The sequence below is a fragment of the Pantoea piersonii genome, assembly GCF_003612015.1.
Lineage (GTDB): Bacteria > Pseudomonadota > Gammaproteobacteria > Enterobacterales > Enterobacteriaceae > Pantoea > Pantoea piersonii.
In genome coordinates this window covers 294,215-319,040 of sequence record NZ_RARB01000006.1, presented here as the reverse complement: position 1 = coordinate 319,040, position 24,826 = coordinate 294,215, and the positions used below count along the sequence as shown (strand labels likewise).

The following is a 24,826-nucleotide window of genomic DNA, read 5'->3' as shown; positions in this document are numbered from 1 at the left end:
GCCTTAACGAATGGAAGGGACTTCCCCTGATTATGCGCCTGATTAACTCTTGTGCAATCATGGGGTACACATCGTCCCGGAGGAATTCGTTATGACTATCACGACTGTCGGTATCGATCTTGCTAAAAATGTGTTTGCTGTTCACGGTGTTGATCAAAATGGTAGAACTGTTCTGGTTAAGCCTAAAGTATCGCGTGCTGCACTTCCTGAGTTAATTGCAAGTTTGCCTCCCTGTGTTATCGGGATGGAAGCATGCTCCGGGGCTCACTACTGGGCAAGATTGTTTCGGCAGTATGGTCATGAGCCACGTCTGATGGCTGCTAAGTTTGTATCGCCTTATCGTATGGCCGGAAAATCAGGAAAAAATGATGCAGCTGATGCTCAGGCTATCTGTGAAGCTGTTCGTCGTCCGCATATGCGGTTCGTACCAGTGAAAGACGAAAGCCAGCAGGCCATGCAGTGTTTACATCGTACCCGTCAGGGTTTTATCGAAGAGAAAACAGCAACGTATAATCGTCTGCGAGGATTGATATCTGAATTCGGTGTCATCGCGCCACAAAGTGCTGATGCCCTGCGCCACATGGTTTCTGTGCAGAAGAGCTCTTTACCGCTTCAGGTTCAGCAATGTGTTGATGATTTGATGGAACACGTTGATCGCATTGAAGCTAACATCACTGAATATGACCGAATTTTGTCCCACATAGCCAAAACAGATCATCGCAGTCAGCGGCTGATGGAGCTAAAGGGCGTTGGTCCCACAACGGCCTGTGCACTGGTCGCCAGTATCGGTAATGCACATGATTTTAAAAATGGACGTCAACTGGCAGCCTGGCTGGGGCTGACGCCATCACAATACAGCAGCGGGGGAAAGTCGAAACTCGGCAGGATCACAAAAGCCGGTGATTCGTATCTGCGAACGCTTCTGGTTCAGGGGGCTCGTTCAGTGCTTATTGGCGCCGGGAAAAGGACTGACTCATTCAGCCGTTGGGTTTGTATGTTGGTTGAGCGCAGAGGGTACTGGCGGGCTGTTGTGGCCATCGCCGCCAAAAATGCGCGGCTGTGTTGGGCATCACTACATTACGGTGATGATTTCCGGCTGTACTCAGTCAACTAAAGCTCGAAGCTGTATAACCATCTGACCTGCAATTCGTTGATGATAAAGGGTTAGACCCCGTGAGGCCTATCTGGCTATTGTACAGGATATACGTATCCGCTTAACGAACAAGAACCTCACGCGCGTCTTTCATCAGGGCCCGAATCGATGACGATTCATCATGGCCGTTTATAGTACCGCAGTCTCTCCCCTTTATTTTTACTGAAGAGCAGACAGAAACCATAAATACCGGCTTTGACATGCCGGGGAAGTCCTTATAGTACAATANTTATAGTACCGCAGTCTCTCCCCTTTATTTTTACTGAAGAGCAGACAGAAACCATAAATACCGGCTTTGACATGCCGGGGAAGTCCTTATAGTACAATATTTTCCGTTTCCCAAACGGAGCCCTCATACACAGGTGGTAACCCCCAGGGATACTCGATGAGTGATAATTTATTCCTGCCCCAGTCAAAATATATAACCTTATCTAATTAGCTTTCTTAGTATTTTATAAATGAAGTGAAATTAGCGAAGAAGTTTTACATTGGAAAGTGAGCAAATATATTTACCATTCAACTGGCAAAATTTACAATCTGTAGCCCTTAGCCTGAGAAAATGCTCATTAACAGAATAATAATCAAGTCCGATAGAGGCATAACTTACGTCCTCAAAAAGATCAGCAATAAAGGAGTTGAAATTACAAAAATTAATTTCACTTAACATCTTGAACACCGCAGAAATATATCTATCATGCATTATCTTGACTTCGATAACCTTAGATAAACTTGAATGCGACTTACATTTGAAGAGATCAAAGAGAAAGTAAATCAGCATATTTTTATTGTCCGAAATCCATTTTAAAATTTTATTACGGGCACATGGTAATATATACACTGGATTTTTGAAAGGGTTTGAAACGTCAACCACAAGGGAACAATAACCATGAGGATTTATTCCACTTATAATTAAATCACTAAGTCCTTTCACTGCATTCAAATAGTTATCAAAACAAACCTCATATAAACTGGTACTATGAACTGCACATTTAGATTCAAACAACCATCTATGACGCAGATAACCAATGCCTTTAGAGTGTATATCTTCAACAATACATTTGTGACAGTAACGAATGTTTGAGATGTTTACCAATGGATATGAATTAGTTATGTGAAAATTTTTCCGACAGGCATCTTCAACAGCGTTAAAATACCCGTAAACACCAGAAGATAACGACACTATATTGGAAGTTAGTATATAACCATTTCTAGTGGCAAGAATGTCATATATATCCTGCAAGCTATGCAATTTGTACATATCAATCAGTTCGAACCGAGGAAAGGCATCGTACCTTAGTGCGCCATGCTTTGATATTATGTTCCTGCAATTGGATAAGTTATACATTATCTGTGAACGCAGAAGAAAACTGTGCCACAATTCATTTTCGTAAACCATATAACTCCCTCTTATTTAATTAGTTCCATTTTTCTGAGAAGTATCATTGTCATTGGTAGTTTATCTCTGTATTTTAAAAGCCAGCCATGCCCTCCCAGTAAAGCATCTAGACTTGTAAGTGACATCGAGTACTGCCCCTGAGATAAAACATCATTTATTAATGATGATGAGATAATATCTCTCTCGCTCCAGTCTACTCTTTTATTTTTATAGCATCGTATTGTTTTAGGAAGACAGGAATTAAGCCAGTCACATTCATGTTTATTTAGCCAATAGAAACTTGCATAACAACTTTCTTTGACTAACTTTCGTGTTATAGAAACGGATTGATTATGTATAAATCTTAATATCTTCTGCTTATGACGCCGTCTTAAAGAATCTTTTTTACATTTTTTACGCCATGAGCATAAACCGTAACAAGATGAAATTACAGAGGATACAGCTCCTTCCGATAATGAGTTTTTCTCAGCTATGGATGCCAGACTAAACCCCCTTACAGCCATAGACTTGATAAGCAATTCAGTGAATATATTAATTTTTGTGTTTCGCTTAAACGTCCTCAGGTATTTTTTATAAATAAGTGTTTTAATGTAACATCTGCTGCGACTAAATTCCTTCCCAAGGTTGCTAACACTAGTATTATTTTCAGTTATATGAAAACTGTATTTCTTATGACTTTTAAAGGTTTCTTTCTTTTTATTAGTACGACTTCCTGCATACGTTGGCCAGCAAGTATTTAACAAACAATAACAAAGCAAAAGATGCTTTGTGGGATGCTGACAACATTTGTCTTTGAGTATAGGCTCCCAGTAGTGATAATCAGTTAGGGAAGTTGGTAAAAGCTCCGATGAACCCTCCCCAAATAACTGGCACTTAGCATAAACATGTGCGTAGAATACATTTTTCTTTAAATTTCCATCCAATGATAATAAATTCAACTTTTTAAGTACATCCATGTAATTGGGGTGTGTAATATCTTTTCTTCTGATTATATTTATGGACTCATAACAAAACTTAGCAAAATCGAAGTCTATCTCATTGCTAAGTTGTTCTGTATACGAAACAGGAGGCATCAGTCCAATACGTATGTGCGGTGAAGAAGGGACATGGATGCTTTCAAGCGCTACCGGATGCCGATGGCAGGTTGTAACCCCATGAAGCTGATGCGCCAGATGCCAATAAGTAACACCATAATGAAAAGTATCTTCACGAGCGCAAACCGGGCAAAACTTCAATAGTGTGCGCTGCCCTAGTGAAAAATTACTAAGGCGGCACAATCGATTAAGCCTGGCAGGGGTCGTGTTGAAATCCATAATTTCATTACGACTGATTGGTAGTGCCCAGGCAAAAAGAGGGAGTAAAGTCTGTTCATGCCAGAGCTGATCTGCACTTTCGGATGTATGAAGAGAAATAGCCTTTAATCCTGAATTGAGAATTGGATGGACGTTCATATCAGGTTTGTTGAAAATGATCGTTAACAGAGAAGATGGGGACATACCGTACACGGTAGTTGTCCGACAAAACCGGCTGAACAAGGATTCATCAGGCAAAACAGGCAACATTCTCATTTCCCACACCTCTTTTTGACCGTTACGAACTGTTACCTCATTACAATTTATTAAGTGGATCTATATTTATAAGCCCGCAACGCTGAAGAGCATCGTAGGTATTTTTCTTTTCAGCTGTTCTGTTGATAACAAGATCGTGGTCAAGAGACAGTATTTTCTCGTCGAAATTGCGCAAAACCTCGTCTATTTTTCCTACGAATTCCTTGTGCTGTGGCCTGTCTATATCCCCAGGGATCAAAGCCTTTAGGGACTTCTCTGCCATGATTTTAGCCGAAGCATCACCCTCATTAGATGAAGAGAGCCATTTAGCTTCCTCATCTTCAGTCGCGGCCCCCGGGAGTAAAGTACCCTTATATTCCTCCGTATGACTCACGAGTACCGGTACAGAGGCCGACAAGACTGCACCAGTGATGATTTCATTGCCGCTACCGATAACCTTTAATTGTGCCCCCCGATAAATCATCTGAGCCAATCCAATGTTGCCTTTAGATAAAATGAATAATTTTTTGTTTAACTCATCATTTAATGGAGTTTCAACATTTGTCCATTGTAATGGCCATAAATAATGAATAAACGATTGCCAGTCTTGTGAATCGTATCTAACATTCTTAATTTTCATGTAACCACCAGACTCTGCCCGCCTGGCAATTCTCATTTTCTTTGTCAGCGTCTCGTCAAAAGGATGATTTCCACAAAAAACCATAGATACCCCCATGGAATCTACAATTTCATGTAAAAAATCAATCAACTTACTCTCCCCCCCGGTTCTTGAAAATTTAAGCCTCTGCATTTCATCAATAACAAGGATACCCAAAAATGATGATTTAATTCTTTGTGCAATCTGGCGAGCCAGAGCACCATTTCTAATCTCAGGTGCAGTTCGTTCAATACCAATTGCATCATCTAATTTTTGTAAAATCTCTTCACAAAGGTCTCTCACACTTGAATTGTATGGACAATTAATCTTTACCCATACGATTTGCTTACTGAAGCCGGGAAAAACTCCTTTATAGCTGCTGTGTTCTATAATCTGAGGGAAATGATCCATGACTTGCTCAATCATGGTAGTTTTTCCAGAACCACTCATTCCAACTATCGTAATGGTTTCAGCCTGGGATTTAAAATATCCACTTTCGGGTTCAATATCAGGACGCTCATTTCCATAGTAATGAAGATATTGAATTGTTCCGCTTTTTAAAGGATTACGAGCTGCATAGCTTTCCCTAAGTGCCCGTAAAATCATTTTATAAGCCTGGATAAGATTGGTTTGAGGGCAACGGAATTTCTTTATACGTTCGACATACTGCTCTCTAACATTCGCCGGGGCAGTCCAGCGGATTTTTTCGTCAATTTCGGGGAAATAACTCATTTCCAGAAGTACTTCATCTTCCGTAAGCGCTTCAGGAAGTGCTTCAATTAAGGGATTGCCACGATACTCAGGTAACTCCTGTTCTTTATATATCGCTGAAACGCTCCGTATAAGGTTCATTATTCTGCGTCCTCAGTCTTCTTCTTACCTTTTAACCATCTTTGTTTCTCCTCCCGGCCAGGCAAAAGCAGAACATTACTGGATGAAGGAAGTAGGGGTTCAGATCTTCCATTAGCAACATGAGTTCGCCCTAATGAATCAAGTTCATTTTTCCTGTTCTTTTTAATATCTTTACCATGTACCCGGCGAGATTCGTATATTTCATTTAATCTTTCGTTACCTTTCCTGTTAAATTCATCTTTATTATTGATATTGCTGAGCGAATCCAGAGTAAATAAATTAATTTCTTTTTGAGTATCTACCCAATCAGCCATTACATCTGTATCAAGATGAGTTTTTCCTTTAAATACATCTCTTTTCTTAAGTAGGTAATGTTTTTTGAAAATGCTATTTTTGTCAAATCTTACATATATATAATCTACGCAATTGTCATCTATTCTTGCTTCACAAGTGGTTCTTCCAAATACTCTGGCACCTGATGCAATTTCAGGATCACATTCATAAAAAAGATTATTGTACTGAATCCCACCGGCGGTAATGTTAGCGTTCACAGGGATTAACAATCGTGCGATCACTTCGTCGGCCCCAACGGCTCTTGCGCTGAATCTCCCGTGCTTTAAGCTTATCATCCAACTATTTTTTGGTGATATTACGAGATCATTTTCAATCAGTAAGGGATTGATATAAGCCAGTTCTTCATACGTTCTCTGATTATGTGCAAGTATCTCCCGAATCAGTAAAGACGTGACCTCCTGAATCGTTAAACAAGCCCTGGATTGCGGTGTTGGCTCTCCTTTAACAATCTTTCCCCTTCGTGTTGTTCCAATAAGCCTATGAATAACCTCATCATTCATAATGCCGAAACAGCGTTCAACAATGCTTTTTCTGTCGCCTCTACCGACTGGCGCAAACTCAAGTTTTGTCAGGGGGGTCATCTCTTCCTGAGGTTTAAGACCAATCATCTCCCCGTTGTCACACATCAATGTTAATGGAATATGAGAACAAGGCCAATCATCATCAGTAATAGAGATTCCAAATAATCTACAATATTCTTTTTTTGGCATAAAGCAATTTGCTAACGCTTGTCGGGCGGCTCGCCATGAAGCATGATATAAAGAAACATGAAGGCCAACAATCATTCTTGTTGCACGATCCACCACTGTATAAATAGTAGGACGCCCAATGACTTTTCGTCTGTTTAAACTCGAAATAAGATGTACATCAGCGACAGTTGAGTCTATTTCGAATACATCACCCGGCAAAACAGTTGTATTAGCCACACTACCTAAAAGCGCCCGCATTTTGAGGTCTATTTCTTTTTTCGTGTTCTTCTTATTTATCGAGAAATCTTTAGTGAAGAGTTTTTTATTCCAGTATGAAAATTGTTTTAAAGAAGGAACATATGGAGCTCTATTTTCTAGGTTTGCTGTTTTAATTTCATCCCTAAAATACAAATCAATATGTCTCTCTAATGTTTTCTTTATCGTATCTCCGTTAACTTTATAATGATACGTAATGAGAGATTTTCTAATATTATTTATATCTCTTTCATTAAGAATGAAAACACGTGATCGTTCATTAGGTAATGCTCTGTTTTTTTTGGAATTCCCAAGTTTAATTTCATGTTTGATTCTACTTTTCCCAGCGGCGCCACAGTTCGAGAATGCGGGTAGCAATGCATAAATATCCTGCCCATGTCGCCAGTACAACGCCAGAAGCGTTCTGATAGTATATTGTGATATTTTTTTATTTCTGGAGTAATCCATTAAAAGGTGAGACTTTTTATGTAATGCATAGTCAAACAGAAACATTCTGTCATCTACAAGATCTTTAATGATATTGTAATTTTCATCTCGCCTTCCTCTGTCTTCATCTGTTATTTTTTTCTCATCTACTAACATATATGAAGGGTATATATAATCTTTACAAGTTATGCTATTTGATTCAATATAATATTTAAACATTGAAAATGAGAAAGGGATTGGCTTACCCGTTCTTTCTGATTTTATTTTAAACAAAATTAACAAGTCAACCTTTCTGTCAAAATCCAAAACACGGTAAAGTCCCTCTGCAAGCAAATCAGTGCCTTGAGAGAGCCAGACTGAATTCCTAATAATATCCATTTGCGTTCAGTCCTATATAGTGGTCATTGGAAATTATCTTTATCAGACCGGTTTCGAGTATTGGATATGATAAATCAACATTTATCATTTTTAATCCAATCATTGCCTGCAATAACATCATCGCTTCTTGTGCATCTACCCCAAAGATTGATGAAATCATTGCTCGTAGTCCTACTATGGGATAAACATCTGGTTTAAGCTTCCATAGGATTTTATCAAGAGGATATTTATCATAAAATTCAGAACCATCTCTTAATACAGAAGTAGCCCAGCAAATGTTTTTACCGACGACGTTATTGAGTTCCGAGCCAACATAAATTTGAAAATCAACATCAATCAACTGCCAAAACATCCTCTCTATTTCAAGTTTTTGGGCTTCGCGTTCAGGTATGCTCTCGTTATGTTTTACTGCTATAGCTTTGTATCGAAGTCCGCCTTCAGGAGTTCTCAAGGTCAGTAAAAAATCGGTTGTCATAACATTCAGAACTTCGACAGGTACTCCTCTTACTCCCCTCACCATAGGATGTTGAAAATGTAGATGATTTGCTATTTGTTGGGTAAGCCGGAGAGGAAAGAGTGGGAATTGTTCCCGGATATCAATCACCGAGTCATTAAACTCAGCCAGATAGAAAAAGTTACTTTCGACAGAAGAAAGGAGATGATGGTTTCGAAACGTCTTAAGGCCAAAGACTATCGAACGGTTTCCACGGGATTTAACGTCCTGAGCTCTAAGCCAGGGCTGATAACTTTGGCCATAGCCCACTCCTATGCCGTCACCTAGCGCATTTTCATAATCCAAATAGGATTTGAGACGCCTACCCCTACCCATGATCGTACCCAAAAAACGACATTGATACGTACCTATATGTGCATTTTATAGTCTCCAACCCTATAACCACACATTCAGTAAGTATACAACATTAGCGTCGTTTTTTGAGAATGGTTACAACTTTAGTGCTTTGTGTACAACTTTATTGTCCTCGGACACCTTTCTGCCGTATCAATTCATCATGAGTGCCCTCTTCTTTAATCATCCCTTGATTAAGCACCAGAATCCTGTCCATGTCAGCCACCGATGACAAACGGTGCGCAATCGCAATCACTGTTTTACCCACCATTACTTCGTTTAGCGCATCGCGAACATCTGTCTCAGTTACAGAGTCAAGCGCAGAGGTGGCTTCATCCAGAATCAGTATCGGGGCATTACGTAAAATGGCCCGGCAAATGCTCAGCCTTTGTCGCTGCCCACCAGACAGCCGGGCTCCGCGATCGCCGATACGTGTCTCGAAACCTGTATGGCTGCCATCAGTTGCCTGAAGGATAAAATCCAGCGCTTTAGCTTTTTGCGCAGCAGCGCGAACATCTTCTTCACTGAAGTTGCTACAACCGAAGGTAATATTTTCATAAATAGTTCGGTTAAAGAGGATGTTATCTTGCGTCACAATGCTGAACTGTCGACGCAAATGATTAAGAGGGTAATGTCGTATATCCGTACCATCGAGCATAATGTTGCCGTCGAGAGGATCGTAAAATCGCATTAGCAGGCTAATTAGCGTGGATTTACCGGAGCCAGACTCTCCTGTAATTGCTATCTTTTCACCCGATTTGATATGCATAGACAATCCGTTGATAACGGGTTTTCCTACTTCATAATGAAAGTGCAAATCCCTAAAAAGAATATCTCCCTTTACCTTTTCCCGTGAGAAGGTTTTATTTTTTTCTGTAACAAGGTTCGGATGTTGTATTACGTCAATGGAAGCATTGAACAGTCCCAGCGCCCGCATCGCACCAGTGATTTGATCCATTAGCGCAGCTAGCTGTCCCTCCAGGCGAAAAATAAGCCCAAAAATAACGGCTATCTCACCCACAGATAGCAATCCTGTGTGCCAGGAGGATATGCATATATACCCTATTACAACCATCGCTGCGGAGCTGATCATCAGCAGGAGAGTTTCGGCACAGGTAATCGCCCGGAGAAATTGCTGGTTTTTATTAATAAAATTAAACAGCTTTCCTTTCATAAACTCGCGTTCATCTCCATCAGGCGATAAAGATTTAACGTTAATGATATTAGAAAAAATGTCGACAAGATGACCGTTTATTCTATTAGAAGCATCGGCCGATTTACGGGATCGCCTCTTAATTTCATGTGCATATTTTATCGAAATCCAAAGGTAAATCGTTAGCCAGAGGATAACCGTTACAGTAAACCAAACGTTTAAGACGCTTATAAATCCTAAAGCCAGAATGACGTAGGCGATATTCGACCATAACATCTGTAATGTGCTGAGCAAAAGCTCCATCATAGCCTGCCCAGATTGCCAGACTGCCGATGCGATTTTTCCTGAATGATTGTGACTAAAGTATGCTAAGTCGTTTTTTATTACTTTATTGTAAAAGTTCCACCGAACCATCGGGCTAAAACGAGTACGAATGCACTGGTCACATAGCAATCCTAATGTTAATGATGTTAAGGGACGGAAAATCAAAAATAAAAAAGCCGTTTTTATTAAGAGTTGGTTCTGGGTGAATATATCACTCAGGACAGGCGATAGTGTGCCGTTGAGTGAGTCAATCACCAGTCCTACGGTATAAATCAGGCTGACATCCACAGCTGCTTTGATTAACCCGACAAGAGCAATTAAAAGCACTATGGTCTTAACTTTATTAGCGAAATATAAAAAACCATATTTCTGCTGCGGGCCAGAATCTTTTTCTACCTGAAAAGGATCAATCAGGTTCTCAAAAAAGCGGAACAGCCTCTCCAACATATCTTTTTCCTTAAGGCGATAGTTGTATGAAAGTGGTGCGGCACGTCGTGCTTATAGGCAGGTGATTCACGCATTTTTCACGTAACTCAGTGTGTTGTCCGGGAGGCCAGGTACGTGAAGCTTTAGCCAGTTCAGCAGCAGCTCAATATGTCGCGTTTTGCCTGAGTGACGCGGCCACACAAGGTAGTAACCCTCCCCGGTCGCCACCGCTTCACTGAATGGAAGCGCCAGCAGTCCGCTATTTATGGCATCCAGACTCAACAAAAGATCGCCTACCGAAACGCCGTGACCGCTCAGTGCAGCCAGATTACCCTGCTCAAGCGTGTCAAATACCTTGCCGCCGGTAAGATCAAGCGCAGGTAAGCGTCCTGTCTTATTCAGCCACCTGCGCCAGTCGCGCCGATCCGGTGACGGATGGATTAAGTCGCAGTCAGGAAGATGATGCTTCGCTTTTTCCAGCAGCGCCGGTGAGCAGACCGGAATAAGCCATTCGCTAAAAAGCAGCCTGCTTTCAGTCGAGTCACCGTAATCACCTTTGCCGAGCAATATCGCGCAGTCGTATGGCTCGCGCTTAAAGTCCACGCTGTCTGTATCCATCCAGACGCTGGTGATCTCTATGCGAGGCGTTGTGTGATTTTCACGAAAAGCATTCAGCACATCCAGCAGCCAGCGCATGGTGAGGGTTGAAGGTGCCTTAAGCCGCAGCTCCAGGCTGCTGCTTTTGAAAGCGTAACAGGCTCGCTCAATGCCAAGAAAGCTCTCAGTTAACTGACTTGCCAGGATTCGCCCCGCCTCGCTAACCTTCACTCGCGGCCCGTTTCTTTGAAAAAGCTCGCACTCAAACCAGGCCTCAAGAGTACGTATATGCCTGCTGACCGCGCCTGGCGTGATATTAAGGACGGCTGCCGCCTTACTGAAGGATTCTAATCGCGCAGCGGCTTCAAAGGCACGCAGGGCATAAAGCGGTGGCAGGGACATAGCTTTCTTCATTGTGAGTTTTAGTCACATTAAGCGCGAGTTTTATCCGTTTTTCAACCGTCTCGCCTGCCTCAATAATCTGACGCGAGCTAACAAAAGAAAGGATAAAACAGCGCAATGAACCTGATCTTACTGAGCGCCTACATACTGGCTGTACTCATGCTGCTTATCACTCCTGGCCCGGTCGTGGCGCTGGTGACCGGGACGGCAGCACGCCACGGCAGTCGCCGCGCCCTTGCCACGGTAGCAGGAACGAATAGCGCGTCGCTGGTTCTGATTATGCTGGCTGCGCTAATGCTGGCAGGCGCGATCGCCTTTTCTCCCCTCTTCCTCTATTTGCTGGGAATGGTGGGTTCGCTGTATATCGGCTGGGGCGCGGTTGCCAGTCTCAGGGCAATCAGAGTAGACGCAGCCGGTAAAGAGGCCGACAAATTGCGCAGCCAGGGAGGGTTCCGCAGAGGTTTTCTGACGGGACTATCCAATCCCAAAGATATCCTCTTTTTCGTCGCTTTTTTTCCGCAGTTCATCGCCGTCACGCCAGATTTTACCACCAGTATCCTGACGCTCTCTCTGGTATGGATGTTTTCCGATTTTACCGTTTTGTCGCTCTATATCCTGTTGATAACGCGATGGATACCGGAACGACATAGCCAAGGTATTGAGGGAATATCGTCTTTGTTTCTGGTTGCCGTTTCGTTGTATGGTATCGTATATAACGCAAGCGAAATCATCATCCGGTACGCCTGACGCGCAGGCAAAGGAGAGCGGTGTGTATCTGTTTATGTTTTACCTGGGCGGCAATGCCGGCAGGTCCAATATTGAAGTCCATGATATTCAGTTTGTAGTCGCAGACCACCCGGAGGCCGCCTGGCCTGCGCTGCGTGAAGCCTGGTTCGGCGATGCCGACAAAGTGCATATCGACGGCTATGCACGCATTAGCTGGGCAGACGGTTACGCAGTCAGCCTGGCTGACACGCCGCCTGAAAACAGCCAGCGGCTATGGTTTGTTAACGCTGGCGCCTACCATCCCTCCTCCCTGGCGGAGCTGCACGCCTTTGATTTGTTTGTCGCGCAAGACAGCAAAGAGGCCAAAGCGAAAGGGCTGGCATCGCTGCTTAATGGCGCGCTTCACCAGCACAAAGACAATCTGAAGGATGTGGATGACTGCATCCTGCTGGAAAAGGTCGGCAATAAATATATTCATCTCACGCCATCGGACAGCGGCGCGCCTTTCCGGCCGGAGTGGCAGGGCTACCAACCGATAGGTGTGTGAGGCATTACAGCTTTAAGGCGTGCGCCAGTTCATCAATCAGCGCGCACTGCACGCGATTGAAGGTGTCGCGAGGCTGTTGCTGTTCGATAAACGAGAGCAAAGGATCGGTTACCTCGGTTTTAAAACCGCACAACTGTTCCATCACTGCCAGCCCGCAAAAAGGCACGTAGGCTTCAGAGTACCCCCCCTCATGCACCATCACCAGGCGGCCAGCGCAGAATTCTCGGGCCGCCAGCTGAATCTTACTGGTCATGCTGCGGTAACTTTCGCTGTGCAACAGCATCCGCCCGAGCGGATCCATTGCGCTGGCGTCGTAGCCGCAGGCAACAATAATCAGGTCAGGTTTAAAGCGCGTCAGCGCAGGCATTACGATGCGGTCAAACGCATAGAGCCAGGCATCATGACCCGCGCCCGCCATCAGCGGAATATTGATATTGGCGCCATCGCCTTCTCCGACCCCGGTATCCGTTTCCCCACCATAACCTGCCGGAAAGCAACCATCCTGATGAAGCGAAATCGTCAGCACATCGCCGCGCTGATAGAAAATATGCTGCGTCCCGTTGCCGTGGTGCACGTCCCAGTCAACGACAGCGATCTTTCCGACATTCATTATCGCTTTGGCGCGTTCAATAGCGATTGCGATGTTGGCCAGAAAACAGAAGCCCATCGACGTATCCGGCAGGCAGTGGTGTCCCGGCGGACGACCAAGCGAGTAGGCATTAACGCAATCTCCCGTTAACACTGACTCAACGGCGGCGCAGGCAAGACCTGCGGAGAGGCAGGCTATCTCATAGCTCCCCGGCCCCAGCGGTGCTTCGTCACCCAGCATCCCTCCACCGTTATCGCTGAGATCTTTAAAGCGCGCGAGATAGCGTTGATCGTGAACGCGTAAAAGATCGGCTTCGCTGGCGGGCGCGGCCGATGCATGACGCAAATGAGCCGACAAACCTGAGACATCAAGCAGGTTTTTGAGCCGCCGTTTGGTTTCAGGGTTTTCCGCATGTGCCGCGCCTGAAGGCGGCTGGACCCAGCCGCCAACCGGCAAGGTGACAACATGCAGACCTGTACTGTGCCAGAAGCAGCGTTCATCAAAGAAAAAACCAGTGTTGTTCATTTTGTCTCCTTAATGGTTTTACCGCACGTTAAAGCGTTACTGATATCGCATTCACGCCGCTGTGGTAATCGTCCTGAAGGAGGACGCGTAGATCGGTCGTCGTGCTGAAAGGAAGGCATTGGCGCTCTGTCTCGTCCTTATGGCTGATGGGGCTGGGCGCGCTCTTGTGCTGTGATACCCCTGAACGCGCCTTGCGCGCCTGGCCTAATTACATGAGGACTTTTTATGCCGCAGATTCCATTATTAAGCGAGGTAACGGCATTTTTCGCCCGCGACCATGGTAGTTACATTGATGGCGAAGCTGTTAAGGGAATGGGCGCGCCCTTTCAGGTTATTAATCCTGCTACCGGCGAACCGCTGCTCACGCTGAACGGCGCCAGCCTGGCACAGGCAGATGCGGCGATGCGCAGCGCGCAGCGGGCGTTTACAGCCTGGCGAGATATGGCGACGCTGCAGCGCGGCACGCTGCTGTTGAAGCTGGCCGACAAGCTGGCGGAGAAGCGTGAGGAGCTGGCGCAGATAGAAACGCTCTGCTCTGGCAAAACCATTCAGCTGGCGCGCATGCTTGAGCTGGACCAGTCTGTTGCCTTCCTGCGCTATTTCGCTGGCTGGGCCGGCAAAATCAACGGCGAGACGCTGGATGTCTCACTGCCCTCTTTCGCCGGTGAAAAATATACCGCCTTCACCCGCCGTCAGCCGCTGGGTGTCGTCGTGGCTATCGTGCCCTGGAACTTTTCAATCATGATTGCGGTATGGAAAATCGCGGCGGCGCTGGTGTGCGGCTGTACCGTTGTGGTGAAACCCAGCGAATATACGCCGCTTACGCTGCTGCGTCTGGCGGAGCTGGCGAGCGAATGCGGCTTTCCGCCCGGCGTTATTAACGTGGTTAACGGCCCTGGCGGCGAGCTGGGACCGGCGCTGATTGGACATGAAAGCTGCGCCAAGGTGAGCTTTACCGGTTCGGTTGCCACGGGCAATGCGGTCAGCCGCTCCGCAACCGCACAGGGTAAACGCGTCACGCTGGAGCTGGGCGGAAAAAACGCCGCGCTGTTTCTTGACGACCTCTCGGTGACAGAGATAGTTAACGGCATTCTTGAGGCAGGCTATCTCAATCAGGGACAAATCTGCGCCGCCGCAGAATGTTTCTGGCTGCCCGCTGACAAAATCGATGCGGTGCTGGACGCGCTGAAAGTGCGCCTCAACAATACCGTCATCGGTTCGCCGCTGGATGAGAACACAGCGATGGGGCCACTGGCGAACCGGGCGCAGCTGGATAAGATTTCAGATCTGCTGGCTATCGCGCGCCGCGAGGGAGATGAGATCGTCTGCGGCGGTGAGACGCTGGAGGGAAGCGGTTATTTTCTGCGTCCCACTGCTGTACGCGTAGCCTCCGCCAGCAGCACATTGATGAAAGAGGAAACCTTTGGGCCGGTCGGCAGCTTTATCGCCTATGAGGATGCTGAACAGGCGTTACAAAACATCAATGCCTCTCCTTTTGGCCTGGCAGCCAGCGTCTGGTCGCGCGATATCAGCCAGGCGCTGCGTTTCAGCGAGCGGCTGGAAGCCGGGATTGTCTGGATCAATATGCACACGTTTCTCGATCCAGCTGTACCTTTTGGCGGGGTTAAAGGTTCTGGTTCTGGACGCGAATTCGGCAGCGCGTTTATTGATGATTACACCGAGCTGAAGTCGATAATGGTGCGTTACTGAGCCGCGACGGCGAGCGCTGGCTCGCCGTTAGCTCACCCGCTCGGCATACCAGCTGGCATTCACGTTACGCAAAAGTTCGGTACGGTTGCTGGCGTGCGTTTTGCTGAAAATATTGCGTAAATGGGTTTTTACCGTCGAAAGCGAAATATCCAGCTGGCTGGCGATACGCTTGTTGCAGGCGCCTTCGCGGATCATATCAACGATAATTTGCTCTTTAGGCGTCAGCCGCTGCGCTGCGCTATGCGGCATAAGCTCATCGGTGGCCACTTCAACCAGTGACAGCATAGCGCGCAGGCGCATCCGCTCCTGCAGGCTGTAGACTTTGTCACGCATCAGCGACAAGCCCGCCACGATTTTACGGTTTTTGCGCACATAGACCTCAATGGAATCGCCCATTGAGTTGGGCTTCATAAAGTGACGGTAGTAGGCGGTCTTACGTGACGCATCGTCCATACCGGCAAAGCTCACTGGTTGGGTTGCATAACGCTGCGGATGAAAGGGATCGAGAGTAATAAAATCGCGCATATAGGCCTGATGCGTCTCGTCAGAAATGCCGAATCGTACATGCTGGTACGGCATCATATTTTCATCCACCAGATAAAACACACCGATAGAACCGGGAATGAGTTGAGTAAAATTTTCCAGGCAGCGGCAAATAAAGGCATCCGCCTGAATGGACGAAATTTCAGCCATGCTATGTTCCTCATCATTGCTCACCGTGCCGGGCCGTCGCGCAAAGCGTTCAGCAGCGCCGTGCGGGGAAGTATCGAAGTAACACTAAATTAACATGTCTATACATACCCTATTTTCATAGTCATACCAGCCTCGTCTTGTCTGAAATCCGATATCGATCAGAATTTTTAAAAGTAATTAAACCCTTCGGTATTCTATTTTTTATCTCTATTTTCATATAGATAATATTTGTCCGGGTACTTTTCGCCTCAGCCATAAGGACGATAACCTTAACGTTGCCAATGCGATATATACAGAGGCAGTAACGTCGAATTTAATGCGTAAGGTTAGTTAAATGTTAATGAATTACAGGGTCAGTTCAGCCTGCCAGCTCTTGCCCTCCGCTCTCTGGCGACTCCGCCTGCAGCCTGTTGAACTCCTCCAGCAGGGCTTTCAACTGCGCCATCTTATGTTCGCCGAACTGTGCCTCAATCTGCTGATAGCCAGCATCAATTTCACGGCTCGCCTGCTGAAAAATGTCGACGCCGCGCGGCGTCAGCGAGGCGAACAGCTTGCGCTGATCGTTGAGCGGTTTCAGGCGAAACACCAGTCCGTCTCGTTCCAGCCGCGTCAGGATGCCGGTCAGGCTGGGACGCAAAATACAGGCCTGCTGCGCCAGCGCATGGAAATCCAGCGAGCGGTGCTCCGCCAGAATGCGAATGATGCGCCACTGCTGCTCGGTTAATGCATACCGGTTAAGAATGGGCCGGAAATAGCCCATCGCCGTTTCACGAGCCTGCAGCAGAGCAATAGTCAAAGAATCATGCATATCACGTCACTTTGTTAGGGAGTGGCTTGGGTGATAGCCAGTATAGGGATTGCCAGCGCTGCTGCACAGTTTTGGAGAATAACACCGCAAAAATAACTTTAAACATTAACAGGTTAATAAAGTGATCGGCATCACGAAATATGAAACAAAAATTTAACACTTAATATCAATCCTGTTTTTTAATCATTGATAATAAATGTATTTATTCATGTGATGAATATTTTTAAGAAGAGGTTAGCCGCTTTTCACCTCTTGATCTCAAACACAAATGCGATCTTATAATTAATCATTAACATGTTAACAAAATAAATTCGCAGCTCGATTCGCCTGAAGGAAACACTATGAAAAGGTCTGTTTTTGCCGTTGCGCTAAACCATTCATCGCAGACAGAAAAGTGGAATGATGCATTTCACCAGCCACCCTATAAAACGCCGCCGAAAACACCGGTCTGGTTTATCAAACCGCGAAATACGCAGCGTCAGTCTGGCGACACCATCGCCTTGCCTGCAAACCAGCAAACCTACAGCGGCGGTACGCTGGCGGTGGTGATTGGCGCAACGGCACGCAAAGTGTCGGTTGCGGACGCGCCGCGCTATATCGCCGGTTACGCGCTGGCTAACGAACTGAGCCTGGCCGAAGAGAGCTTCTATCGTCCGGCTATCAAAGCAAAATGCCGCGACGGTTTTTGTCCGATAGGTGAAGCTGTGCCGCTGGCTGACGTCAGCGCGCTGGATATCGTGACCGAGGTGAATGGCGTAGTGAAGCAAAGCTGGTCAACCGCCGATCTTCACCGTAATGCGGCAGAGCTGATCGCGGCGCTAAGCGATTTCGCCACGCTGCAGGCTAGCGATGTGATCCTGCTGGGTACGCCGCAGGAGCGTATTCCGGTGAGCGCGGGCGATACCGTGACGATTAAAGCGCAGGGGTTACCGCCGCTGAGCAACCTCTTTACCGACCGTGAGAGCGTGCAACTCCAGCCGGACAATCATCCCACGCTGTTCGCCCTCGGTCTTAATTACGCCGATCACGCCGCCGAGCTGGAATTCAAAGCGCCTGAGGAGCCGCTGATTTTTATCAAAGCGGCTAACACCCTCACCGGCGACAACAGCGTGAGCGTGCGCCCGGACCATCTCGAATATATGCACTACGAGGCTGAGTTGGTGGTGGTGATCGGCAAAACCGCGCGCGGCGTAAAGCGTGCCGAGGCGCTCGACTATGTAGCGGGCTACACGGTGTGTAACGACTACGCGGTGCGCGATTACCTGGAAAATTACTATCGCCCTAACCTGCGCGTGAAAAGCCGCGACACCCTGACCCCGCTGCTACCGCGCGTCACACCGCGCGAGGCCGTACCCGATGTGCAGAATCTGCAACTCAAAACTTTCGTTAACGGCGAGCTGACGCAGTCGGGCACCACGCGCGACATGGTGTTCGACGTCGCCTTCCTGATTGAATACCTGAGCGAATTTATGACGTTACAGCCGGGCGACATGATCGCTACCGGCACGCCGAAAGGGCTTGCCGACGTTAAGCCGGGCGATGAGGTCGTGGTCGAGGTAGAAGGCGTGGGCCGGTTAACCAACCGCATTGTGAGTGAGCAACAGTTTGAGGAGAGCCTGAAATGAAAAAGATCAATCACTGGATCAACGGCAAAAGCGTCACCAGCAGCGACTACTTCACCACGGTAAACCCGGCTACCGGCGAGGTGCTGGCGGAAGTGGCGTCAGGGGGCGAGCAGGAAATTCATCAGGCAGTCGAAGCGGCGAAAAATGCTTTTCCCAAATGGGCCAATACGCCCATGAAAGAGCGCGCGCGCCTGATGCGCCGTCTCGGCGAGCTTATTGATGAGAACGTGCCGGACATTGCGGCGATGGAAACGGCGGATACCGGTCTGCCGATCCACCAGACCAAAAACGTGTTGATCCCGCGCGCGTCGCACAACTTTGAGTTCTTTGCCGAAATTTGTCAGCAGATGAACGGCCGCACCTATCCGGTCGACGACAAGATGATGAACTACACGCTCATCCAGCCGGTTGGCGTTTGCGCGCTCGTCTCGCCGTGGAACGTGCCCTTTATGACCGCGACCTGGAAAACCGCGCCTTGTCTGGCGCTGGGGAATACGGCCGTGTTGAAAATGTCCGAGCTCTCTCCCCTGACCGCCGATCGCCTGGGCGAGCTGGCGCTGGAAGCGGGCATTCCGGCAGGGGTGCTGAACGTGGTGCAGGGTTACGGCAGCACCGCAGGGGATGCGCTGGTGCGCCATCATGACGTGCGCGCCGTCTCCTTCACCGGTGGCACCGCAACCGGGCGCAAAATCATGCAGAGCGCCGGGCTGAAAAAGTACTCGATGGAGCTGGGCGGCAAATCGCCGGTGCTGGTGTTTGAAGACGCCGATATTGAGCGCGCGCTCGACGCTGCGTTGTTCACCATCTTCTCAATCAACGGCGAACGCTGCACTGCCGGCTCGCGCATCTTTATTCAGGAAAGCATCTACCCGGAATTTGTTAAACGCTTTGCCGAACGCGCGAACCGCCTGCGCGTTGGCGATCCGACCGATCCGAACACGCAGGTCGGCGCGCTAATCAGCCAGCAACACTGGGAAAAGGTGTCCGGCTACATTCGCCTCGGTATTGAAGAGGGAGCAAAAATGCTGGCGGGCGGCCCGGACAAGCCTGAAGGGCTGAGCCACGGCAACTTCCTGCGCCCTACGGTTTTTGCGGATGTGGATAACCGCATGCGTATCGCCCAGGAGGAGATCTTCGGGCCCGTCGCCTGCCTGTTCTCTTTCAGGGATGAGGCTGAAGGTTTGCGTCTGGCGAACGACGTGGAATATGGCCTCGCCTCCTATATCTGGACTCAGGACGTCAGCAAGGTGCTGCGCCTCTCCCGCAGCATTGAGGCTGGAATGGTCTTCGTCAACACGCAGAACGTGCGCGATCTGCGTCAGCCGTTCGGCGGCGTGAAGGCGTCCGGCACTGGCCGGGAGGGCGGCGAATACAGTTTCGAAGTGTTTGCTGAGATGAAGAATGTCTGCATTTCCTTTGGCGATCACCCGATCCCGAAATGGGGCGTGTAATCGGCCAGCACTCCTCTGCCGCGCAGAGTCGCTATTTCTTACCCTGAAAGGAGATAACAATGACAACAAAAAAATTAACCGCAAAGCTGCCGGCGCCGGATGTGTTGCGCTGCGCCTATATGGAAATCCAGGTCACCGATCTGAAAGCCTCGCGTGAGTTTTATGTCGATATCCTCGGCCTGCACGTTACGGCTGAAGATGAAAAAACGCTTTATCTGCGTTCGCTGGAGGAGTTTATCCACCACAACGTGGTGCTGCGTGAAGGTCCGGTAGCCGCCGTAGCCGCCTTCGCATTTCGCGTGCGCAGCCCGGAAGATGTCGATCGCGCTGAAGCGTATTATCAGGCGCTTGGCTGTAAAACCGAACGCCGCGTTAACGGCTTCGTTAAAGGCATTGGCGACTCCGTACGAGTGGAAGATCCGCTCGGCTTTCCCTATGAATTCTTCTATGACGTGCAACACGTTGAGCGTCTGGCGTGGCGTTATGAGCTTTATACCCCAGGCGCGCTGGTTCGCCTCGACCACTTCAACCAGATCACGCCTGACGTACCAAAAGCGGTGGAGTATATCGAAGGGCTGGGCTTCCGCGTAACTGAAGATATCCGCGACGATAACGGCACGGTCTATGCCGCATGGATGCGTCGTAAAGCGACCGTACACGACACCGCGATGACAGGCGGCGCGGGCCCGCGCATGCACCATATCGCTTTCGCCACGCATGAAAAACATAACATCCTGGCAATTTGCGACAAGCTTGGCGCGCTGCGTAAATCGGACATGATCGAGCGTGGCCCAGGTCGACACGGCGTGTCGAACGCTTTCTATCTCTACATCCGCGATCCGGATGGACACCGCATCGAAATCTATACCCAGGACTACTACACCGGCGACCCGGACAACCCAGTGGTGAGCTGGGATGTGCATGACAACCAGCGTCGCGACTGGTGGGGCACGCCGGTGGTTCCAAGCTGGTACACCGACGGTTCGCTGGTGCTGGGGCTGGATGGTCAACCACAGCCAGTACGCGAACGCGAGGAGGCGAGCGAAATGGCGGTAACCATCGGCGCGGATGGCTTTTCCTACACCCGCAAAGGCGAAGCAGAGACCGGCTACAAGCTCGGCAATACCCTGTAACCCACTGGCTGCTGCGCGTAGCGCGGCAGCCTCTTATCTCGCGGAGTCTTAAATGCCCCACTTTATCGCCGAATGCACCGAAAACATTCGCCAGCAGGCCGATCTGCCCGGCTTGTTCGCGAAGGTTAATCAGCATCTCGCCAGCAGCGGCATCTTTCCGGCAGGCGGCATTCGCAGTCGCGCGCACTGGATCGATACCTGGCTGATGGCCGATGGCAAACACGATTTCAGCTTTGTGCATATGACGCTGAAAATTGGCCATGGCCGCGCCCTGGAGGAGCTACAGCCGGTTATGACCGTGCTGTTCGAGATCGTTAAGACGCACTTTGCGCCATTAAGCGCCAGCCGCTATCTGGCCCTTTCGCTGGCCGTTGAGGAACTGCATCCGGTGCTGAACTTCAAACAGAACAATGCGCACGCGCTCTACCGCTGAGGAGGCTGTCATGAAAGATGAGATACAGATTCGTCGGCAACACGCCTATATCAACGGTGAGTGGGTCCAGGCGCTTAACGGTAAACAGTTTAATGTCTGCAATCCGGCGACCGGTGAAGTGCTTGCCCAGGTAGCGGATTTAGGCGCTGCTGAAACCCTCTCCGCGGTGGCGGCGGCCGAACAGGCATTAACGACCTGGCGCGCTATAACGGCCCACGAGCGCAGCGTTATTCTTAAACGCTGGTTCAAGCTGATTACCCTGCACCAGATGCCGCTGGCTCAGTTGCTCAGCGAGGAGCAGGGCAAACCCTTGAATGAGGCGCTGGGCGAAATCGCCTACGGCGCCAGTTTTATTGAGTGGTTTGCGGAAGAAGGCAAACGTACTTATGGCGAAACCATTCCCTCACCCTCGTCGCAGCGCCGCCTGCTGACCATTAAGCAGTCGGTTGGCGTGGTTGCCGCCATTACGCCATGGAATTTTCCCTGCGCGATGATCACGCGCAAAGTCGGTCCGGCGCTGGCAGCGGGCTGTACCGTCGTCCTGAAACCGGCGGCGGAGACACCGTTGTCCGCGCTGGCGCTGGCTGCGCTGGCGGAAGAGGCCGGTCTGCCCTCTGGCGTGCTCAATATTATCACTTCAAGCGACGCGGTCGCCGTTGGTGCGGCGCTTACCGCAAGCCCCACCGTACGCAAACTCTCTTTCACCGGCTCAACCCGCATCGGCAAGCTGCTGATGGCCCAGTGCGCCGAAACGGTGAAAAAACTGTCGCTGGAGCTTGGCGGCAATGCACCGCTGATTGTTTTTGACGATGCCGACCTGGAGAGCGCAGTAACCGGCGCGCTGGCGGCGAAATTTCGCAACAGCGGTCAGACCTGCGTCTGCGCTAACCGCATTCTGGTGCAGGACGGTATCTACGATGCCTTCGCAGAGCGCTTTGCCGCAGCGGTGGCGGAGCTGAGGGTCGGGCCTGCGAGCCATCCCCAGTCACAGCAGGGCCCGCTTATCTCACGCGCCGCGTGCCGCAAAGTGGAAGAGCATATTGCGGATGCCGTACGCCAGGGCGCGACGGTGCTGACCGGCGGTAAAGCGCACAGCCTGGGCGGACAGTTCTGGCAACCCACGGTGCTGACCAATGTCACGCCCGCGATGCGTATTGCGCAAGAGGAAACCTTTGGTCCGGTCGCGCCGCTGTTTCGCTTTCACTCGGAAAAAGAAGCCATTGCGCTGGCCAATGAGAGCGAGAGCGGGCTGGCTGCCTATTTCTGGTCGCAAAATGTGCAGCGCTGCTGGCGCGTCGCCGAGGCGCTGGAGAGCGGCATGGTCGGCATTAACGAAGGGCTGATCTCTAACGAAGTGGTGCCATTTGGCGGCATTAAGCAGTCCGGGCTGGGACGCGAAGGCTCGCGCTACGGCATCGAAGACTATTTAGAAGTGAAATATCTCTGCTTCGGCGGAATGAACCAGACAGGAGTCTGACGATGTTAGATCAGCAAACGATTAAGCGTCTGGCGCATGAACTGCACCAGGCAGAGCAGAACCGCGAACAAACGCGCCAGCTTTCGCTGCGACACAGCGAAATGACAATCGATGACGCTTACGCCATTCAGCGCGAATGGGTCGCCGCCAAAATCGCCGAAGGACGCGTGCTGAAAGGCCATAAGATCGGCCTGACCTCCAAAGCGATGCAGGCCAGTTCGCAGATTAGCGAGCCTGACTACGGCGCGCTACTCGATGACATGTTCTTTGAGGATGGCAGCGATATTCCGGTCGACCGTTTTATCGTGCCGCGCGTGGAAGTTGAACTGGCTTTTGTGCTGGCCAAACCGCTGCGCGGCCCCAACTGCACACTGTTCGACGTCTATAACGCTACCGATTATGTCATTCCGGCGCTGGAGATTATCGATGCGCGCTGCCACGGCATTGACCCGGAAACCCAGCGTCCACGTAAGGTCTTCGACACCATTTCTGATAACGCCGCCAACGCGGGCGTGGTGATGGGCGGACGTCCGATTAAGCCTGACGCGTTAGATTTGCGCTGGATATCGGCGCTGATGTACCGCAACGGCGTGATCGAAGAGTCCGGCGTAGCGGCAGCGGTGCTGAACCATCCGGCCAACGGCGTCGCCTGGCTGGCGAATAAGCTGGCTCCGCATGACGTACAGCTGGAGGCAGGACAAATCATTCTTGGCGGCTCCTTTACCCGCCCGGTCGCCGCGCGCAAGGGCGACACCTTCCATGTGGATTACGGCGTGATGGGCGCGGTCAGCTGCCGCTTCGTCTAAGGAGAACCTATGCTCACCAATACCTTTAAACAGGCGCTGGCCGCGAAAAAACCGCAGATCGGCCTGTGGCTCGGACTTGCCAATAGCTACAGCGCTGAAGTGGTCGCCGGCGCTGGCTTCGACTGGTTGCTGATTGACGGCGAACACGCGCCAAACGACGTGCGCTCGGTGCTCGACCAGCTCCAGGCTATCGCGCCCTATCCCAGTCATCCAGTGGTGCGACCGCCCTGGAACAACGCGGTAGTGATTAAACAGCTGCTGGATACCGGTGCACAAACGCTGCTAGTGCCGATGGTGCAGAGCGCTGACGACGCGCGCAGCGCGGTAAAAGCCTGCCGTTATCCGCCGCACGGCATACGCGGCGTTGGCAGCGCGCTGGCGCGCGCTTCACGCTGGAACCGCATTCCCGACTATCTGCAGCAGGCTGACGCGCAGATGTGCGTGCTGGTGCAGATTGAAACCCGCCAGGGCGTCGAAAACCTTGATGCGATCCTGGCGGTAGAGGGCGTCGATGGCGTGTTCATTGGTCCGGCCGATCTCAGCGCTGACATGGGCTTTATGGGCAATCCGGCCCACCCGGAGGTGCAGGCGACCATCGACAGCTGCATTGAAAAAATCCTCGCCGCCGATAAAGCGCCAGGCATTCTGATGGCAAATGAAACGCTGGCGCAGCGCTATCTGGAGCGAGGAACGCTGTTTGTTGCGGTCGGCGTCGATACCACTCTGTTAGCGCGCAGCGCCGAGGCGCTCGCCGCCCGGTTCCGCCCTTCCCTACAAAAACCAGCGAGCGGCGAACAGACCGTCTATTAAGCCGCCGGGAGAAAC

Annotated in this window: 21 protein-coding genes; 11 read left to right on the top strand and 10 right to left on the bottom strand. The window is 49.6% G+C overall.

The window, feature by feature from the left end:
- Positions 1-91: 91 nt before the first annotated feature.
- Positions 92-1,114, top strand: coding sequence for an IS110 family RNA-guided transposase (locus D7S44_RS17475; protein ID WP_000156887.1), 1,023 nt, complete (start codon positions 92-94; stop codon positions 1,112-1,114).
- A 508-nt stretch (positions 1,115-1,622) separates the two neighbouring features.
- On the opposite strand, the gene D7S44_RS17470 is transcribed toward D7S44_RS17475, so the two are convergent.
- The 7 genes from D7S44_RS17470 to D7S44_RS17440 all read right to left on the bottom strand — a co-directional run bounded on the left by D7S44_RS17470 (position 1,623) and on the right by D7S44_RS17440 (position 11,478).
- On the bottom strand, positions 1,623-2,549 hold the full coding sequence (locus D7S44_RS17470; RefSeq protein WP_045269651.1) for a hypothetical protein: 927 nt from the start codon (positions 2,547-2,549) through the stop codon (positions 1,623-1,625).
- 11 nt (positions 2,550-2,560) lie between these two features.
- Positions 2,561-4,117 (bottom strand): TnsD family Tn7-like transposition protein, encoded by a 1,557-nt coding sequence (locus D7S44_RS17465; RefSeq protein ID WP_052684080.1) that lies wholly within the window; start codon positions 4,115-4,117, stop codon positions 2,561-2,563.
- A 40-nt stretch (positions 4,118-4,157) separates the two neighbouring features.
- Complete coding sequence (locus tag D7S44_RS17460; RefSeq protein ID WP_045269650.1) at positions 4,158-5,606, bottom strand: ATP-binding protein; 1,449 nt, start codon at positions 5,604-5,606, stop codon at positions 4,158-4,160.
- A complete protein-coding gene (locus D7S44_RS17455) occupies positions 5,606-7,729 on the bottom strand; it encodes a hypothetical protein (RefSeq protein ID WP_045269649.1) in 2,124 nt (707 codons plus the stop codon). Before D7S44_RS17455 ends, D7S44_RS17460 begins: the two co-directional genes overlap by 1 nt.
- Positions 7,716-8,558: a TnsA endonuclease N-terminal domain-containing protein gene (locus D7S44_RS17450; RefSeq protein WP_045269648.1), complete on the bottom strand. Its 843-nt coding sequence runs from the start codon at positions 8,556-8,558 to the stop codon at positions 7,716-7,718. The genes D7S44_RS17455 and D7S44_RS17450 overlap by 14 nt, the downstream gene beginning before the upstream one ends.
- A 142-nt stretch (positions 8,559-8,700) precedes the next feature.
- A complete protein-coding gene (locus D7S44_RS17445) occupies positions 8,701-10,500 on the bottom strand; it encodes an ABC transporter ATP-binding protein (RefSeq protein ID WP_120456983.1) in 1,800 nt (599 codons plus the stop codon).
- A gap of 66 nt (positions 10,501-10,566) precedes the next feature.
- On the bottom strand, positions 10,567-11,478 hold the full coding sequence (locus tag D7S44_RS17440) for a LysR substrate-binding domain-containing protein (RefSeq protein WP_120456981.1): 912 nt from the start codon (positions 11,476-11,478) through the stop codon (positions 10,567-10,569).
- Between the two features lie 117 nt (positions 11,479-11,595).
- Between D7S44_RS17440 and D7S44_RS17435 the strand changes: the two genes are divergently transcribed.
- Positions 11,596-12,225 (top strand): LysE family translocator, encoded by a 630-nt coding sequence (locus D7S44_RS17435; protein WP_120456979.1) that lies wholly within the window; start codon positions 11,596-11,598, stop codon positions 12,223-12,225.
- Between the two features lie 22 nt (positions 12,226-12,247).
- The gene (locus D7S44_RS17430; protein WP_120456977.1) at positions 12,248-12,751 is read left to right on the top strand and encodes a DUF1543 domain-containing protein; all 504 of its coding nucleotides are present in this window, start codon (positions 12,248-12,250) and stop codon (positions 12,749-12,751) included.
- 4 nt (positions 12,752-12,755) lie between these two features.
- On the opposite strand, the gene D7S44_RS17425 is transcribed toward D7S44_RS17430, so the two are convergent.
- Positions 12,756-13,865: a class II histone deacetylase gene (locus tag D7S44_RS17425; protein WP_120456975.1), complete on the bottom strand. Its 1,110-nt coding sequence runs from the start codon at positions 13,863-13,865 to the stop codon at positions 12,756-12,758.
- A 225-nt stretch (positions 13,866-14,090) separates the two neighbouring features.
- Between D7S44_RS17425 and D7S44_RS17420 the strand changes: the two genes are divergently transcribed.
- Positions 14,091-15,575 carry an aldehyde dehydrogenase family protein gene (locus D7S44_RS17420; RefSeq protein ID WP_120456973.1) on the top strand — a complete coding sequence of 495 codons (1,485 nt, stop codon included), beginning with the start codon at positions 14,091-14,093 and terminating at the stop codon, positions 15,573-15,575.
- Positions 15,576-15,602: 27 nt separating this feature from the next.
- On the opposite strand, the gene D7S44_RS17415 is transcribed toward D7S44_RS17420, so the two are convergent.
- Both D7S44_RS17415 and hpaR read right to left on the bottom strand, forming a co-directional pair.
- Positions 15,603-16,268: a helix-turn-helix transcriptional regulator gene (locus D7S44_RS17415; RefSeq protein ID WP_218834564.1), complete on the bottom strand. Its 666-nt coding sequence runs from the start codon at positions 16,266-16,268 to the stop codon at positions 15,603-15,605.
- Positions 16,269-16,626: 358 nt separating this feature from the next.
- A complete protein-coding gene (hpaR, locus tag D7S44_RS17410; RefSeq protein WP_120456971.1) occupies positions 16,627-17,076 on the bottom strand; it encodes a homoprotocatechuate degradation operon regulator HpaR in 450 nt (149 codons plus the stop codon).
- A gap of 341 nt (positions 17,077-17,417) precedes the next feature.
- On the opposite strand from hpaR, the gene D7S44_RS17405 reads away from it, so the two are divergent.
- Genes D7S44_RS17405 through hpaI form a run of 7 tightly spaced genes read left to right on the top strand, consistent with a single transcriptional unit; the run spans position 17,418 to position 24,811 of the window.
- Positions 17,418-18,701, top strand: coding sequence for a fumarylacetoacetate hydrolase family protein (locus D7S44_RS17405; RefSeq protein ID WP_120456969.1), 1,284 nt, complete (start codon positions 17,418-17,420; stop codon positions 18,699-18,701).
- On the top strand, positions 18,698-20,152 hold the full coding sequence (gene hpaE / locus D7S44_RS17400) for a 5-carboxymethyl-2-hydroxymuconate semialdehyde dehydrogenase (protein WP_120456967.1): 1,455 nt from the start codon (positions 18,698-18,700) through the stop codon (positions 20,150-20,152). The genes D7S44_RS17405 and hpaE overlap by 4 nt, the downstream gene beginning before the upstream one ends.
- Positions 20,153-20,211: 59 nt before the next feature.
- Positions 20,212-21,285 carry a 3,4-dihydroxyphenylacetate 2,3-dioxygenase gene (gene hpaD, locus D7S44_RS17395; RefSeq protein WP_120456965.1) on the top strand — a complete coding sequence of 358 codons (1,074 nt, stop codon included), beginning with the start codon at positions 20,212-20,214 and terminating at the stop codon, positions 21,283-21,285.
- 52 nt (positions 21,286-21,337) lie between these two features.
- Complete coding sequence (locus tag D7S44_RS17390; protein ID WP_120456963.1) at positions 21,338-21,718, top strand: 5-carboxymethyl-2-hydroxymuconate Delta-isomerase; 381 nt, start codon at positions 21,338-21,340, stop codon at positions 21,716-21,718.
- Positions 21,719-21,728: 10 nt separating this feature from the next.
- Complete coding sequence (locus D7S44_RS17385) at positions 21,729-23,195, top strand: NAD-dependent succinate-semialdehyde dehydrogenase (protein ID WP_120456961.1); 1,467 nt, start codon at positions 21,729-21,731, stop codon at positions 23,193-23,195.
- A 2-nt stretch (positions 23,196-23,197) separates the two neighbouring features.
- The gene (hpaH, locus tag D7S44_RS17380) at positions 23,198-24,001 is read left to right on the top strand and encodes a 2-oxo-hept-4-ene-1,7-dioate hydratase (protein WP_120456959.1); all 804 of its coding nucleotides are present in this window, start codon (positions 23,198-23,200) and stop codon (positions 23,999-24,001) included.
- A 9-nt stretch (positions 24,002-24,010) separates the two neighbouring features.
- Positions 24,011-24,811 carry a 4-hydroxy-2-oxoheptanedioate aldolase gene (gene hpaI / locus D7S44_RS17375; protein WP_120456957.1) on the top strand — a complete coding sequence of 267 codons (801 nt, stop codon included), beginning with the start codon at positions 24,011-24,013 and terminating at the stop codon, positions 24,809-24,811.
- Positions 24,812-24,826 lie beyond the last annotated feature (15 nt).

Bases quoted from the DNA above. Each gene is read 5' to 3' on its own strand.
- D7S44_RS17415 (WP_218834564.1), bottom strand. From the start codon at position 16,268: ATGGCTGAAATTTCGTCCATTCAGGCGGATGCCTTTATTTGCCGCTGC.
- hpaD (WP_120456965.1), top strand. From the start codon at position 20,212: ATGACAACAAAAAAATTAACCGCAAAGCTGCCGGCGCCGGATGTGTTG.
- hpaE (WP_120456967.1), top strand. From the start codon at position 18,698: ATGAAAAAGATCAATCACTGGATCAACGGCAAAAGCGTCACCAGCAGC.
- hpaI (WP_120456957.1), top strand. From the start codon at position 24,011: ATGCTCACCAATACCTTTAAACAGGCGCTGGCCGCGAAAAAACCGCAG.
- D7S44_RS17475 (WP_000156887.1), top strand. From the start codon at position 92: ATGACTATCACGACTGTCGGTATCGATCTTGCTAAAAATGTGTTTGCT.
- hpaR (WP_120456971.1), bottom strand. From the start codon at position 17,076: ATGCATGATTCTTTGACTATTGCTCTGCTGCAGGCTCGTGAAACGGCG.
- hpaH (WP_120456959.1), top strand. From the start codon at position 23,198: ATGTTAGATCAGCAAACGATTAAGCGTCTGGCGCATGAACTGCACCAG.
- D7S44_RS17390 (WP_120456963.1), top strand. From the start codon at position 21,338: ATGCCCCACTTTATCGCCGAATGCACCGAAAACATTCGCCAGCAGGCC.
- D7S44_RS17465 (WP_052684080.1), bottom strand. From the start codon at position 4,117: ATGAGAATGTTGCCTGTTTTGCCTGATGAATCCTTGTTCAGCCGGTTT.
- D7S44_RS17455 (WP_045269649.1), bottom strand. From the start codon at position 7,729: ATGGATATTATTAGGAATTCAGTCTGGCTCTCTCAAGGCACTGATTTG.
- D7S44_RS17420 (WP_120456973.1), top strand. From the start codon at position 14,091: ATGCCGCAGATTCCATTATTAAGCGAGGTAACGGCATTTTTCGCCCGC.
- D7S44_RS17450 (WP_045269648.1), bottom strand. From the start codon at position 8,558: ATGGGTAGGGGTAGGCGTCTCAAATCCTATTTGGATTATGAAAATGCG.
- D7S44_RS17440 (WP_120456981.1), bottom strand. From the start codon at position 11,478: ATGTCCCTGCCACCGCTTTATGCCCTGCGTGCCTTTGAAGCCGCTGCG.
- D7S44_RS17435 (WP_120456979.1), top strand. From the start codon at position 11,596: ATGAACCTGATCTTACTGAGCGCCTACATACTGGCTGTACTCATGCTG.
- D7S44_RS17445 (WP_120456983.1), bottom strand. From the start codon at position 10,500: ATGTTGGAGAGGCTGTTCCGCTTTTTTGAGAACCTGATTGATCCTTTT.
- D7S44_RS17405 (WP_120456969.1), top strand. From the start codon at position 17,418: ATGAAAAGGTCTGTTTTTGCCGTTGCGCTAAACCATTCATCGCAGACA.
- D7S44_RS17470 (WP_045269651.1), bottom strand. From the start codon at position 2,549: ATGGTTTACGAAAATGAATTGTGGCACAGTTTTCTTCTGCGTTCACAG.
- D7S44_RS17425 (WP_120456975.1), bottom strand. From the start codon at position 13,865: ATGAACAACACTGGTTTTTTCTTTGATGAACGCTGCTTCTGGCACAGT.
- D7S44_RS17460 (WP_045269650.1), bottom strand. From the start codon at position 5,606: ATGAACCTTATACGGAGCGTTTCAGCGATATATAAAGAACAGGAGTTA.
- D7S44_RS17385 (WP_120456961.1), top strand. From the start codon at position 21,729: ATGAAAGATGAGATACAGATTCGTCGGCAACACGCCTATATCAACGGT.